The sequence below is a fragment of the Streptomyces sp. NPDC088732 genome (assembly GCF_044751205.1).
In the GTDB taxonomy this organism is placed as follows: Bacteria; Actinomycetota; Actinomycetes; order Streptomycetales; family Streptomycetaceae; genus Actinacidiphila.
On the sequence record NZ_JBIVLI010000014.1, the window covers coordinates 215,402 to 229,109 of the forward strand.

A 13,708-nucleotide genomic window follows, 5' to 3' on the forward strand; every position below is an offset into this window, starting at 1 on the left:
GCGCCGCGCCCCGGGGACCGGGTCCGGGGCGGGCTCACGGGCGTACCGGAGGGCGGGGCCGGTCAGGCGGTCCCGCCCTCCGGTACGCGTACCAGGTGCACCGCGGTGCTCGCCCAGTCCCGCGCGGGAAGGCCCAGCGGGAGCCCGTACCCCGTCAGGACCGCGGCGTGGTGGACGGCGCCGGTGCGGGCGTCGCGGTAGCGGGCGCCGGGGGTGAGGCCGGCGAGTCGCACGGGGCGCTGGGGCGTGCCGTGGGGGAGCGGCGGGCGCCAGGCCAGCAGCAGCGCCTCCTCGCCGTCCGGGGAGGCGTACTGGACGACGGTCGGTCCGTTGCCGTCCGGTCCGGCCGGGCGGTGCAGGATCCCGTGCTGGACGATGTGACGGACCGTCTTGTACTCCGCGACCAGCTCCGCCGCCTCGGCGAGGTCGTCCTCCGGCCAGCGGCTCAGGTCGCCGCCGATGCCCAGCAGGCCGGCCATCGCCACGTGGAAGCGGAAGCGCAGCGGGACCGTACGGCCGGTGAGCTGGTTCGGGACGTCGGTGACCCAGGCGGCCATGGTGCGGGCGGGGTAGACCTGGGTGTGGCCGTGCTGGATGCGGGTGCGGTCGGCGGCGTCGGTGTTGTCCGAGGTCCACGCCTGGTCGGTGCGGGCCAGGATGCCGAGGTCGACGCGGCCGCCGCCGCCGCTGCACGCCTCGATGCGCAGATTCGGGTGGTCTGCCCGGAGCCGGTCGAGGACGCCGTAGAGGTGGTGCACGTAACCGGTCCACAGGCGGTCGGCGCCGCCGTCGCGTTCCGGCCAGCCCGCCTCGCTGAAGGCGCGGTTCATGTCCCACTTGAGGAAGTCGATGCCGTGCTCGGCGACCAGGCGGGTCAGCCAGCCGTACGCCCAGTCGGCGACGTCGCTGCGGGCGAAGTTGAGCACCAGCTGATTGCGCAGCTCGGTCCGCGTACGGCCGGGGACGTGCAGCACCCAGTCCGGGTGCTCGCGGTACAGGTCGCTGTCGGCATTGACCATCTCCGGTTCCACCCAGAGGCCGAACTTCATGCCGAGCCGGTGCACTTCGCCGACCAGCGGGCCGAGCCCGTCCGGGAAGCGGTCCGGTGAGGGCGTCCAGTCGCCCAGTCCCGCGCGGTCGTGGCGGCGTCCGCCGAACCAGCCGTCGTCGACCACGTACAGCTCGACGCCGAGCGCCGCGGCGCGCGCGGCGAGCGCGGCCTGCGCGGCCGGTTCGACGTCGAAGCCCGTCGCCTCCCAGGAGTTGTAGAGCACGGGCGCCGTCTCGCGCGGCCGGGGCAGGACGTGCGCGAGGGTGTACGCGTGCCAGGCGCGGCTCGCCGCGCCGAAACCGCCCTCGCTGAAGAGCCCGGCCATGACGGGGGTGGTGAACTCCTCGCCGGGTGCCAGCCGCAGGCTCGCGCCGTCGTGGCCCGCGCCGCCGGTGAAGCCCGCCCGGCCGTCGGGGGTGCGCTGCGCGGTGATGCGCCAACTGCCGCTCCACGCCAGGGCGGCGCTCCACACCCGGCCCTGATCCTCCGTCGCGTCGCCCGCGTCGAGCATGACCCACGGGTTCGCGTGGTGGCTGGTGACGCCGCGCCGGCTGGTGAGGACGGTCTCGCCGGCCGGGAGCGGCTCGCGGTGCAGCCCGTTCTCCGCGGACCACTGGCCGGTGACGTGGCTGAGCCGGTGGCCGGGCAGCGCGGGCAGCGTCCAGGCGGCGGAGTCGGCGCGCGGCAGGGCGAGTTCCTGGTCGCCGGCGTTGCGCAGGACGGTCCAGCGCTCGACGACATCGGTGTCCTCGTGGACCCGGTAGTGGAGCGTCACCTCCAGCGGGTACCCGCGGTCGCGGTAGGCGAGCGCCAACTCGGCCGTGCCGGGCGTCGATTCGTCGAGCCGGTGGCCGGCCGGCTCCCACTCGAAGGCGCGCGAGCCGTCGGCGAGGCGGACCTGGAGGGACGGCACCCCGTAGCGTGCGCCGCCGTCGACGGGAAGCTCCTCGCCCACCGCGGGGCGCCCTTCGAAGCTGCTGGCCGGCGGAGCGAGGGGAACGGCCAGTTCCGCCGCCTCCGCGAGAGTCAGCCGCGGTCCCCAGGCGACGTGACACGGTGCCCCGGTCTCGTCGGTCCGCAGCGCGTACGACGTGCGCGCGGTGGAGAGCAGCCAGACCCCGGTGTGCGGGGCGAAGGAGATCAGGGCCATGGGTCCTCACGTTCGGTCGACGCCACGAGGCGAATGGCGAAAGCCAATCGTGACCTTTGATCAGATGTCAACACCCACCAGGTGCTGTCCTTTGCAAGCCGGGGCAGGTTCAAAACCGCAGCTTCCGACCAACCTCGTTTCTTTCATTGACAGCAGAAAAGAACAGACCTAGGTTCCCGGCCATGCGCTCGACCCCACCCGGCGAGGCGATACCGGCGCAAACCCCGGCCGCCTCGCAGATCTTCACCATCGTGCTGTCGCACGGGCCCCTGACCCGGGCCGACATCGCCCGCCGCGCCGGGCTGTCCGCCGCCGCGGTCACCAAGGCGGTCCGGCCCCTCATCGAGGCCGGCTACCTGGTGGACGAGGCGGACGGGGCAGCCCGTACCGCACTCGGGCGGCCCGCCAACCAGGTCCGTGTGGACGCCGGACGGGCGCTGTTCATCGGCGTCAAGGTGACCGGTGACGAGATCATCGGCGTCCTCACCGACCTGTGCTGCCGCATCCGGGTCGCCCGGCACGTGCCGCTCACCAGCCGTGATCCCGGCTCTGTGCTGGCCGAACTCGCAGGCCTGGTGCAGGAACTGCGCACCGAGGCGGACGGTTTCGGCGTTCAGGTCCGCGGCTTGGGCGTGGCCGTCTCGGGCGACGTCGACCGGGTGGCCGGGGTCGTGCGCTGGTCGCCGTTCCTGGAGTGGCGGGATATCCCCCTGGCCGAGATCGTGGCGACGGTGACCGGCCTGCCGGTCACCGTCGAAAACGACGTACGGGCCCTCACCGTCGCCGAGCAGTGGTTCGGGGCGGGCGTCGGGCTCACCGGTTTCGCCGTCGTCACCGTGGGCGCCGGCATCGGCTGCGGCCTGGTCGTCAACGGCACCGTGGTCTCCGGCGCCTACGGTGTGGCCGGCGAGATCGGCCACCTGGCCATCGACCCCGCGGGACCGCTGTGCCACTGCGGCAACCGCGGCTGCGTGGAGGCCATCGCCGCCGATCCCGCGATCGTCCGGGACGTGCGCGCGGCGACCGGGGTCGAGGTGGCCGACGCCGCCGAAGCCCTCGAACTCGCCCACCGGGGCGACCCCGGGGCCCGCGCGGTGTACGCGCGGGCGGGTGAGGCGATCGGCCGGGCCATCGGCGCCGTGGCCAACCTGCTGGGCCCGGAACGCGTGATCATCTCCGGCGAGGGCCTGGCGGCCTACGACCTGTTCGCCGACCAGATCCGCGACGCCTTCACCGCCTCCGCCTTCGGTACGGCCGCGCAGTGCGACCTGCAGACCCGACCGCTGCCCTTCGACGAGTGGGCGCGCGGGGCCGCGGCCACCGCGATCCAGTCCTTCATCAGATCAGACACGCCAAAGGAGTAGCGATGACGCTGCAGAGCCGCACTTCCCCCACCGCTTCCCAGCCCGGCCGCCGCCGCGTGGTCGGCGGGATGCTCGGCCTCGGGGCGGCCGCCCTGGCCGCGCCGCTGCTCACCGCCTGCGGCGGGGGAGCGGGCGCCGACCCCAAGACGGTGACCTTCGGGTCCAACGGCGCCGACGCCACGCCCAAGTCCGCCTACGCGGCGGTGACCAAGGCCTTCACCAAGGACAGCGGTCTGACGGTGAAGACCAACACCGTGGACCACGACAGCTTCCAGAAGAGCATCTCCACCTACCTCCAGGGCACGCCGGACGACGTCTTCACCTGGTTCGCCGGGTACCGGATGCAGTACTTCGCCAAGAAGGGCCTGTGCACGCCGCTGGACGACGTGTGGGAGAAGATAGGCGACGGCTTCAGCGACGCGACCAAGCAGCTGTCGCGCGGCGAGGACGGCAAGTACTACTTCGTACCGCTGTACAACTACCCGTGGGCCGTCTTCTACCGCAAGAGCCTGTTCCAGGAGCGCGGTTACACCGCCCCCCGCACCTGGTCGGAGTTCACCGCGCTGGCCAAGCGGATGAAGAAGGACGGCCTGTCGCCCATCGCCTCCGGCTACGGCGGCGGCGACGCCTGGAGCATCCTGGGCGCCTTCGACTACCTCGACCTGCGGGCCAACGGCTACGACTTCCACATGCAGCTGATGCGCGGCGAGGTCGCCTGGACCGACCGCCGCACCGTCGCCGTCTTCGACCTGTGGCGCGAGATCGCCCCGTACTACCAGCAGGGTGCGGCGGGCCGCTCCTGGCAGGACGCCGCCCAGTCGCTGCTGGACAAGAAGTCCGGCATGGCGATCATCGGGCTCTTCGTCGGGCAGCAGATCTCCGACGAGAAGCTCCGCGACGACATCGACTTCTTCCCCTTCCCCGAGATCGACCCGGCGCAGGGCCAGGACGCCGTCGAGGCGCCCACCGACGGCTTCATGCTCAGCCGCAAGCCGAAGAACGAGGCCGGCGCGAAGAAGCTGCTGGAGTTCCTGGGCAGCGCCGGCGCCGAGAACCTCTACATGGGCGTGGACCCGAGCAACGTCGCCGTGCACGCGAAGGCGGACACCGGCTCGTACAACCCGCTGCAGAAGAAGTCCGCCGAACTCATCGCCTCCGCCAAGCACATCACGCAGTTCGCGGACCGCGACAGCGACCCCGGCTTCGTCTCCACGGTCGTGCTGCCCGGGCTCACGCAGTGGCTGGGCCACCCCGACGACGCCTCGTCCCTGCTGAAGCAGATCGAGTCGCAGCGGTCCCGCTTCTTCACCGCCTGACCCGGACCGGAAGGAACACCGTGCCGTCCGCTCCCCCCTCTGCGCAGCCCTCCTCGCGTCCCCCCGCGCGCGCAAGGTCCCGTGCCCGCCGGCTGGGCCCCGGCGACCGCCTCTTCCTGACCGTCGCCGTGGGCATCCCGCTGGTCGCGCTGCTGTTCTTCGTCTGGCTGCCCGCGCTGGCCTCCATGGGCCTGTCGTTCACCAGCTGGGACGGCATCGCGCTGTCCGACATCCACTGGACCGGGCTGGAGAACTACCGGCAGATCTTCACCAACTACCCGCCGTTCTGGCCCGCGGTGCGGCACAACGTGACCTGGCTGCTGTTCACGGCGCTGCTGCCGACCCCGTTCGGCATCTTCCTCGCCTACCAGCTGGACCGGAAACTGCGCTTCACCCGGGTCTACCAGACCGCGATCTTCCTGCCGATGGTGCTCTCCCTGGCCGTGGTCGGCCTGATCTGGGAGATCATCTACAACCCCGACACCGGGCTGCTCGACGGGATCATCAACGCCGCGGCCCCCGGCCACCACATCGACTGGCTCGGGGACCCGGACCTCAACCTGTGGTCCGTGCTGGTCGCCTCGGCCTGGCGGCACACCGGCTACATCATGATCCTCTACCTGGCCGGACTGAAGGGCTTCGACCCCGCTTTGAAGGAGGCCGCGGCCCTCGACGGCGCCAACGGCCGGCAGACCTTCCTCAAGGTGGTCTTCCCGGCGCTGCGGCCGGTCAACGTCATCATCCTGGTCGTCACCGTCATGGAGTCGCTGCGCGCCTTCGACGTGGTGTACGTGCTCGGCGGCGGCGTCGGCAGCAAGCCCGGGATGGAACTGCTGTCCCTCCTGATCACCGACAACATCATCGGCGAGTCCAGCCACATCGGTTACGGCTCCGCGCTGGCCGTCGTGCTGCTCATCGTCTCCCTGGCCGCCATCGGGACCTTCCTCGTACAGAACTTCCGCAAGGAGGCCCAGTGACCAGCACCGCCACCGCGCAGGCCCCGGCCGGGCAACGCGTCGAGCGCGGGCCGGTGCCGCGCGCCGCCGTCTCGCGCCCGCCGCGCCAGACGGGCCGTCACCTGCTGCTGGGCGGCATCGCCCTGCTGTGGCTGCTGCCGCTGCTGTGGGCGGTCTACACCTCGCTGCGCCCGTACGAGGACACGGCCCGGCACGGCTATCTGTCCTGGCCGCACGGGATCAGCCTGGGCAACTACACCGACGCCTGGACCCAGTCGGGCATGCCGCACTTCTTCTGGAACTCGGTGCTCATCACCGTGCCCTCGGTGCTGGGGACCCTGCTGTTCTCCGCGGCCGTCGCGTTCTTCGTCTCGCGCTTCGACTTCCGGTGGAACATCGTCCTGCTCATGCTCTTCACCGCGGGCAACCTGCTGCCCGCCCAGGTGCTGATCACCCCGCTCTACCGGCTCTACCTGCTGATCCCGCTGCCGCCCTGGATGAGCGACTCGCTGCTGCTCTACAACTCCGTGTGGGGCATCATCGCCATCCACATCGCGTACCAGTGCGGGTTCTGCACCTTCGTGCTCAGCAACTACATGAAGACGATCCCGCACGAGATCTCCGAGGCGGCCCTCGTCGACGGCGCCCCGGTGTGGCGGCAGTTCTTCCAGATCATCCTGCCGCTGTGCCGGCCGGCCTTCGCCGCGCTGGCCACGCTGGAGTCGATCTGGATCTACAACGACTTCTTCTGGCCGCTCGCGCTCATCGAGACCGGCGACAAGCGGCCCATCACCTCGGCCCTGGCCAATCTCCAGGGCCAGTACTTCACCAACCCCAACCTCATCGCCGCCGGCGCCCTGATGACGGCCGTCCCCACCCTGCTGGTGTACTTCGCCCTCCAGCGGCAGTTCATCAGCGGCCTGACCATCGGCTCCGGCAAGGGCTGACGCCACCGCGGCATCCGCCCCGCCGTTCCCCCCAACCCCAGGAGGCCGACCCATGCGGTCACCCTCGCACTCCGTCCTGCCCTCGGGCACCGCCCGCACGCTGCTCGTCCTGGCGCTCACCGCCGCTGTGTCCGCCACCGTGCCCGCTGCCCGCGCCGCCGCGCCGGAGACGCCGGCCGTCACGAAGGCACCGGTCGCGGCCAAGCCCTACATGGGCTGGTCGAGCTGGAGCATGCAGTCCTCCAAGTACCCCGGGCTCAACCCGGACGGCGACTACAGCTGGCTCACCGAGCAGAAGGTGCTCCAGCAGACCGACGCCATGGCCGCCAAGCTCAAGAAGTACGGCTACAGCTACATCAACATCGACGCCGGATGGTGGCGCGACAAGGACTGGAAGCCCGAGTTCGACGCCAACGGCCGGCAGACCGCGGACCCGGTGCGCTTCCCCCGCGGCATGAAGCCGGTCGCCGACCACATCCACGCCAAGGGCCTGAAGGCCGGCATCTACCTGCCGGTCGGGCTGGAGAAGGAGGGCTACGGCGACGGCAAGGTCCCGGTCTGGAACGCCCCCGGCTGCACCACCGGCGACATCGTCTACGGCGACCTGCGCACCACCAACGGCTGGGACAGCTCGTACAAGATCGACTTCTCCCGGCCCTGCGCCCAGAAGTACATCGACTCGCAGGCCCGGCTGATCGCCGACTGGGGGTACGACTTCCTCAAGATCGACGGCGTCGGCCCCGGTTCCTTCAAGAGCGGCGACAACTACGACAATGTCGCCGACATCGCCGCCTGGCAGAAGGCCGTCGCCGCCACCGGCCGCCCCATCCACCTGGAACTCTCCTGGTCGCTCGACATCGGCCACATCGCCGACTGGAAGAAGTACTCCAACGGCTGGCGGATCGACACCGACGTCGAGTGCTACTGCGACACCCTGGTCAGCTGGGAGAACTCCGTCGACGACCGCTTCGCCGACGCCGCGGCCTGGAGCCGGCACGGCGGCCCCGGCGGCTGGAACGACCTGGACTCCCTGGACGTCGGCAACGGCGGGATGGACGGCCTCACCAAGGCCGAGCGGCAGACCTACATGACGCTGTGGGCCATCGCCAAGTCGCCGCTGTTCACGGGTGACGACCTCACTCGCCTCGACGCCTACGGCACCTCGCTGCTGACCAACCGCGAGGTCATCGCCGTCGACCAGTCCAGTACCCCGCCCGCCCGCCCGGTCACCCCGGCCGGCGACCAGCAGGTGTGGGCCGCCAGGAACGCCGACGGCAGCCGGACCGTCGCCCTGTTCAACCTCGGCGACACCCCCGCCGACGTCACCGCCGACTGGGCCGCCCTCGGCTTCTCCGGCCGCGGCTCGGTGCGCGACCTGTGGAGCCACCAGGACCTCGGCAGCCGTGCGGACAAGATCACCGCGACCCTGCCCGCGCACGGCTCCCGTCTGTTCACCGTCACCCCGCACGGGCCGGCGCAGGCGACGACCGGGTACGAGGCCGAGGCCGCGGGCAACACCCTCGGCGGCGGTGCCTCGGTCGCCGACTGCGGCGCCTGCTCCGGCTCCCGCAAGGTCGGCAACCTCTACCTCGGCGGCGCGCTGCGCTTCAACGACGTGGTCGTCCCGAAGGCCGGCATCTACTCGGTGAAGGTCGCCTACGTCAGCGGAGACCCGCGCTCCGCGCAGGTCTCCGTGAACGGCGGCGGCGCCACCACGTACGCGTTCGCGTCCACCGGCGACTGGGGGACGGCCGAGACCGTGAGCATCCCCCTGAGCCTCAGGGCCGGCGCCAACACCATCACCTTCGACAGCGGCTCCGGCTACGCCCCCGACATCGACCGGATCGACGTCCCGAAGCGCCTGTGACCCCCGCGGGGCCCGGCGCGCGCCGGGCCCCGCACCCCGGACAGGCGGTCCGCACCGCCGCCACCCGGGCGGTGCCGGACCGCCGCCAACGGGCGGAGGCCGTCCGGGCGAGGTAGACATCAAAGGGTGAGCCGCGGATCCGGATCCGGAGGGGGACCGGGCGGGAAGATCGACTACGAGTCGGTGTTCCTGGCCTTTCCCGTTCCTGTGCTGCTGCTCACCCCGGACCTCGTGATCGCGGACGCCAACGACTCGTTCCTGCGGACCTTCGGTCTCGAACGGGAACAGGTGCGCGGAACGCCGGCCGTCGAGGCGTTCCCCATCGAGGCGGACAACGACGTGCAGCGCATGAGCGCCTCGGCGCAGCGCGCCGTGGCCACCGGTGAGCAGGACGTCATCGGCCCGATCCGGTACGACGCCGTCCGCAGCCACCCCGGAGACGACGGCGTGCGCTACTGGAGCCCCGTCCACATCCCCGTCGTCGGTCCCGACGGCGAGGTCGGCATGGTCATCGCCCGCCTGGACGACGTGACCGCCCTGGTCCGCTCCGGCCACGGCCTGGACTCCGAGGGCGGCGGGCTCAGCAGCGACGTGCTGGCGACCGCCGGGCTGCTGGTCAGGGCGCAGGAACTGGAGGAGCTCAACGAGCGGCTGCGCGAGGCGCACGCCCGCGAGCGCGCCATCGCGGTCACGCTGCAGCGCTCGATGCTGCCCACCGTGGTCCACGACCAGTACGACTTCGCCGCCGTCCGCTACCGGCCCGCCACCGGCTCGCTGAACGTGTGCGGCGACTGGTACGACCTGATCGGGCTGGAACGCAACCGGCTCGCGGTCGCCGTCGGGGACGTCGTCGGGCACGGCCTGGAGGCCGCGGGCGTCATGGGCCAGCTGCGCAGCGCGCTCAGCGCCGCCGTCCGCGCCTTCGGCCAGCCGGGGCCGGCCCTGAAGACCCTGGCCCGGTACGCCATCACCGTCGAGGGGGCGCTCGCCACCACCGCCGTCCAGACCGTCATCGACCGCGCCCGTGGCACCATCACGTACAGCAGGGCCGGCCATCCGCCGCCCGCCCTGCTCGACGCGGGCAGCGAGACCGCGGTCTTCCTGGACGAGAACGCCGACCCCCCGCTCGGCGCCTGGACGTACGAGGCGAACCGGGCCCAGGCCACCGTGGGCTACTCGCCCGGGGCCATCCTCGTCCTGTACACCGACGGCCTGATCGAGCGCCGCGGCGAGGACATCGACGTCGGGCTGCGGCGTCTCACCGACAGCATCGTCCGGCACCGCGACCTCGGCCCGGAGGACCTGGCCGACGCCCTGCTGCGCGACCTGCGCGCGGAGGACGGTGCGGACACCGACGACGACGTCGCCCTGGTCACCCTGCGGCTGTGACGGGCGCGGCGCGCCGCGCCCGGACGCCGGTGGGAGCGCACGTAGGGTGATCGGCACCGTGCGACGCGGGGTCCGTCCTGCGGCGGCGGTCGTGGAGAGGGCGGCGATCGATGGCTCGCGAGCACGGCGGCCGGTGTGACGTGATCGTGGTCGGTGCCGGGGCCGCCGGACTGGCGTGTGCGGCCGACCTGAGCGCGGCGGGCCTGTCGGTGCGCGTCCTGGAGGCCTCCGACCGCGTCGGCGGCCGGATGCGGACCGACCGCCACCTCGGCTTCCTGCTGGACCGCGGCTTCCAGGTCTTCAACACCTCCTACCCGCAGGTGCGGCGCCGGCTGCGGCTGCGCGACCTGCGGCTGCGCGCGTTCACGCCCGGGGTGGCGGTGCACACCGACCGCGGGCGGCTGCTGTTCACCGACCCGACCCGCCGCCCGCGGGAGGCCGCCGGCCTGCTGCCGGGCCGTCTGGCCCCGGCGCGCGACCTGGCCGCGCTCGGCGTGCTGAGCGCCCGCGACATGCTGCTGCCCGCCCGGGTCCTCCGCCGCGGCGCGGACACCACGACGCTCACCGCGCTCGCCGCGGCCGGGTTCTCCGGGGACATCGTCGAGTCCTTCTTCCGGCCGTTCCTGTCGGGCGTCTTCCTGGAGGACGAGCTGGAGACCTCCAGCCGCTTCTTCCACCTGGTGTGGCGCAGCATGCTGCGCGGCACCCTCTGCCTCCCGGCCGAGGGCATCGGCGCGGTGCCCGCGCAGCTCGCCGGGCTGCTGCCCGAGGGCGTCGTCCGCACGAACGCGCCGGTGCGCGAACTGACGGCGTACGGCGTCCTGCTGGACGACGGGACGGAGACGGCGGCGCCGTCCGTCGTCGTGGCGACCGGGCCGGAGACCGCCGCACGCCTGCTTCCGGGGCTCACGGTGCCCGGCACACGCACCGTGACGACGCTGTACCACGCGGCCGACCGTTCACCGCTGGCGGAGCCCACGCTCCTGGTCGACGCGCGGCGGCGGTTCCTGAACACGGTGGTCCTCACCGAGGTCCAGCCCGGGCTGTCCGCGGACGGCCGCGCGCTGGTGTCGACCTCCGTCCTCGGCGTCCCGCGCCCGGAGGAGGAGGCCGCGGTGCGGGAGGCGCTGGCCGAGGTGTACGGGACCGACACGGGCGCCTGGGAGCCGCTGCGCGCCTGCACGGTGCCCGGCGCCCTCCCCGCGATGCCGCCGCCGCACCCGCTCAGCCGCGGCAGCCGCGTGACCCCCGGCCGCTACGTGTGCGGCGACCACCGCGCAACGGGCTCGCTCCAGGGCGCCCTGGCCTCGGGCGCGCGCGCCGCGCGCGAACTGCTGGCGGACCACCGCCGCGCGGACTAGCGGGGGTCAGCCCGCCGGCCGGGCGTCCGGGACGAGCGCGGCGTCCAGCAGGGCCGTGGCGATCGAGCGGGCCACCGCGCCGCTGCCGGGGGCGTTGAGCGCCGTGCTGCGGGAGACGGCGCCGTCGTACAGCAGGGCGAACTGCTCGCCGAGCAGTTCCGGATCACGGGCGCCGGCGCGCCGGGCGAGGCCGGCCAGGCGCCGGGCGAACTCGGTCTTGAAGGACGCGGCGAGCCGGTGCACCGGGTGATCGGGGTCGGGGACCTCGACCGCGGCGTTGAGGAACGGGCAGCCGCGCAGCGGCGCCGAGGGGTCCGGGGGAGGCCAGGAGAGGACGGCGAGCAGCCGGTCGCGGGCTTCCTCCGGGGTCATCTCCGGGGGGACCTGCGGGGGCAGCAGTCCGTCCTCCATCTCCCGCAGGCAGGCGTGGACGAGCTCGTCCTTGCCGCTGAAGTGCTGGTAGAGCGTGCGTTTGGACACCTCGGCGGCCGTCGTGAGCTGTTCCATGCCGGTGGCGTTGATGCCCTGGGCGGTGAACAGCTCGGCGGCCGCCTTGAGGATCCGCTCCCGGGCGCCTCGGCCGCGGCGCCGGCGTACGGGCGAAGGGTCGGTGATGCTCATGCCCCCAGGGTACCGATCGTTTTACTTAAGCGGAAATCCCTGTTACGGTCGCTCTTAAGTACACCGATCGGTGTTCTTTAATCGGCCGCCGGCCGGACCCTCCCGCGGGACCCCTCTCCCCGCAGGAGGCGTCCCGCCGGCGGCGCGCCCGATCGGGACGTCCCCGCACTTCGTCACTCCGTTGGAGACCTCGTCCATGACCGCCTCACCCCCGAACGCGACGCCCGCCGGTCGCACCGGCCCGGCACAGGCATCGCCCTCCGGCCCCCGCACGCCCGCGCGCCGTCCGGTGCACCCGGGCCTCGTCCTCGCCGTCCTGGCCACCTCGGTGTTCCTGTCCGGACTCGACGCCTTCGTCGTCAATGTGGCGCTCGCGCCCATCGGCCAGGGCGTCGGCGAGACCTCGCTGTCGAAGCTGAGCTGGATCCTCAACGGCTACGCGATCGTGTACGCCGCCCTCCTGGTCCCCGCCGGCCGCCTGACCGACCGCTTCGGCGGCAGGACCGGATTCCTGCTCGGCCTGGGCGTGTTCACCGCGGCCAGCCTGGGCGCCGCGGCGAGCGGCGACCTGTGGGTCCTCGTCGCCTTCCGCTTCCTCCAGGCGGCCGGTGCCGCCGTGCTCACCCCGGCAAGCCTGGGCCTCGTCCTCACCACGGCCCCGCCCGCCAAGCTCACCCGGTACATCCAGATCTGGGCCGCCAGCGGCTCACTGGCGGCCGCGGCGGGGCCCATGGTCGGCGGACTGCTGGTCCAGGCCGCCTGGCAGTGGATCTTCCTGCTCAATCTGCCGATCGGCGTCGCCGCGCTGGTCCTCGCCGCTCGCCTGCTGCCCCGCGGGCGGCAGACCCGCGACGCCCGGATGCCCGACCTGCTCGGCGGCGCCCTGCTGGCCGTCGCGATCGGCTCCCTGGCCCTCGGGCTGGTCCAGGCGCCGGCGTGGGGCTGGGGCGCGGCGCCGACGGTCGGCAGCTTCGTGGTGGCCGCGGTGGCACTCGCGCTGTGCCTGCTGCGCTCCGCGCGGCATCCCGTCCCCGCCGTCGACCTGCGGCTGCTGCGGAACCCGGTGTTCGCCTGGGCCGGCGTCGCGACGCTGCTGTTCTACACCGCCTTCGCCGTCCAACTGCTCGGCCTCACCCTGTGGTTGCAGCAGGAATGGCACTGGTCGGCCATCGAGACCGGCCTCGGTGTCGCCCCCGGCCCCGCGATGGTGTTCGGTGCCTCCGCCGCCGGTCGGCGGTTCGCACGGCGCCTGCCGGTCGGTGCGGTGGCGGCACTGGGCGCCGCACTCGTCGCCGTCGGGGCCGGGCTGCTCGCCCTGGCCACGGGCGGGCAACTCCACTACGCCACCGACATCCTGCCCGGCTGGCTCGTCGCGGGCGTCGGTGTCGGCCTGGCCCTGCCGACCCTGATCTCCTCGGCCACCGCCGAACTGCCCAAGGACAAGGCCGCCACCGGCAGCGCCGTCGTCACCATGGCCGGCCAGGTCGGGAACGTGATCGGCGTCAGCGTCCTCGTTGTCCTCCTCGCGGCGGGGGCCTCCGGCCAGGCCGCGCACACCTTCGCCCACGCGTGGTGGACCTCGGCCGCGCTCGTCGCCCTGAGCGCGCTCGCCGCGCTCGGCATCACACCGCGCCGCCGGGCAGGCGCCGCGGCCGGCTGAGCCTCCCACCCCCACCGCAGACAGCT

At 72.8% G+C, this 13,708-nt stretch carries 10 protein-coding genes; 8 read left to right on the forward strand and 2 right to left on the reverse strand.

What is annotated here, in order from left to right; translation table 11 throughout:
* Window positions 1–62 precede the first annotated feature (62 nt).
* Entirely contained in the window at window positions 63–2,201 is a 2,139-nt protein-coding gene (locus ACIP9H_RS24195) for an alpha-galactosidase (RefSeq protein WP_401960732.1), read from the reverse strand.
* Between the two features lie 182 nt (window positions 2,202–2,383).
* Here ACIP9H_RS24195 and ACIP9H_RS24200 point away from each other — a divergent pair, with 182 nt between their 5' ends.
* From ACIP9H_RS24200 to ACIP9H_RS24230, 7 genes are all read left to right on the forward strand, one after another.
* On the forward strand, window positions 2,384–3,565 hold the full coding sequence (locus ACIP9H_RS24200) for an ROK family protein (RefSeq protein WP_401960734.1): 1,182 nt from the start codon (window positions 2,384–2,386) through the stop codon (window positions 3,563–3,565).
* Between the two features lie 2 nt (window positions 3,566–3,567).
* Window positions 3,568–4,881: an ABC transporter substrate-binding protein gene (locus ACIP9H_RS24205; protein ID WP_401586006.1), complete on the forward strand. Its 1,314-nt coding sequence runs from the start codon at window positions 3,568–3,570 to the stop codon at window positions 4,879–4,881.
* A gap of 20 nt (window positions 4,882–4,901) precedes the next feature.
* Entirely contained in the window at window positions 4,902–5,858 is a 957-nt protein-coding gene (locus tag ACIP9H_RS24210; protein ID WP_401586003.1) for a carbohydrate ABC transporter permease, read from the forward strand.
* The gene (locus ACIP9H_RS24215) at window positions 5,855–6,784 is read left to right on the forward strand and encodes a carbohydrate ABC transporter permease (protein WP_401586000.1); all 930 of its coding nucleotides are present in this window, start codon (window positions 5,855–5,857) and stop codon (window positions 6,782–6,784) included. The genes ACIP9H_RS24210 and ACIP9H_RS24215 overlap by 4 nt, the downstream gene beginning before the upstream one ends.
* A gap of 52 nt (window positions 6,785–6,836) precedes the next feature.
* A complete protein-coding gene (locus tag ACIP9H_RS24220; protein ID WP_401960736.1) occupies window positions 6,837–8,651 on the forward strand; it encodes an alpha-galactosidase D in 1,815 nt (604 codons plus the stop codon).
* A 126-nt stretch (window positions 8,652–8,777) separates the two neighbouring features.
* Window positions 8,778–10,040, forward strand: a complete 1,263-nt coding sequence (locus ACIP9H_RS24225; RefSeq protein ID WP_401585995.1) for a PP2C family protein-serine/threonine phosphatase — start codon at window positions 8,778–8,780, stop codon at window positions 10,038–10,040.
* A gap of 110 nt (window positions 10,041–10,150) precedes the next feature.
* Window positions 10,151–11,401: an NAD(P)/FAD-dependent oxidoreductase gene (locus tag ACIP9H_RS24230; protein WP_401960737.1), complete on the forward strand. Its 1,251-nt coding sequence runs from the start codon at window positions 10,151–10,153 to the stop codon at window positions 11,399–11,401.
* 6 nt (window positions 11,402–11,407) lie between these two features.
* Here ACIP9H_RS24230 and ACIP9H_RS24235 read toward each other — a convergent pair whose 3' ends face one another.
* The gene (locus tag ACIP9H_RS24235) at window positions 11,408–12,022 is read right to left on the reverse strand and encodes a TetR/AcrR family transcriptional regulator (RefSeq protein WP_401585990.1); all 615 of its coding nucleotides are present in this window, start codon (window positions 12,020–12,022) and stop codon (window positions 11,408–11,410) included.
* 196 nt (window positions 12,023–12,218) lie between these two features.
* On the opposite strand from ACIP9H_RS24235, the gene ACIP9H_RS24240 reads away from it, so the two are divergent.
* A complete protein-coding gene (locus ACIP9H_RS24240) occupies window positions 12,219–13,682 on the forward strand; it encodes an MFS transporter (RefSeq protein WP_401585988.1) in 1,464 nt (487 codons plus the stop codon).
* Window positions 13,683–13,708: the final 26 nt, after the last annotated feature.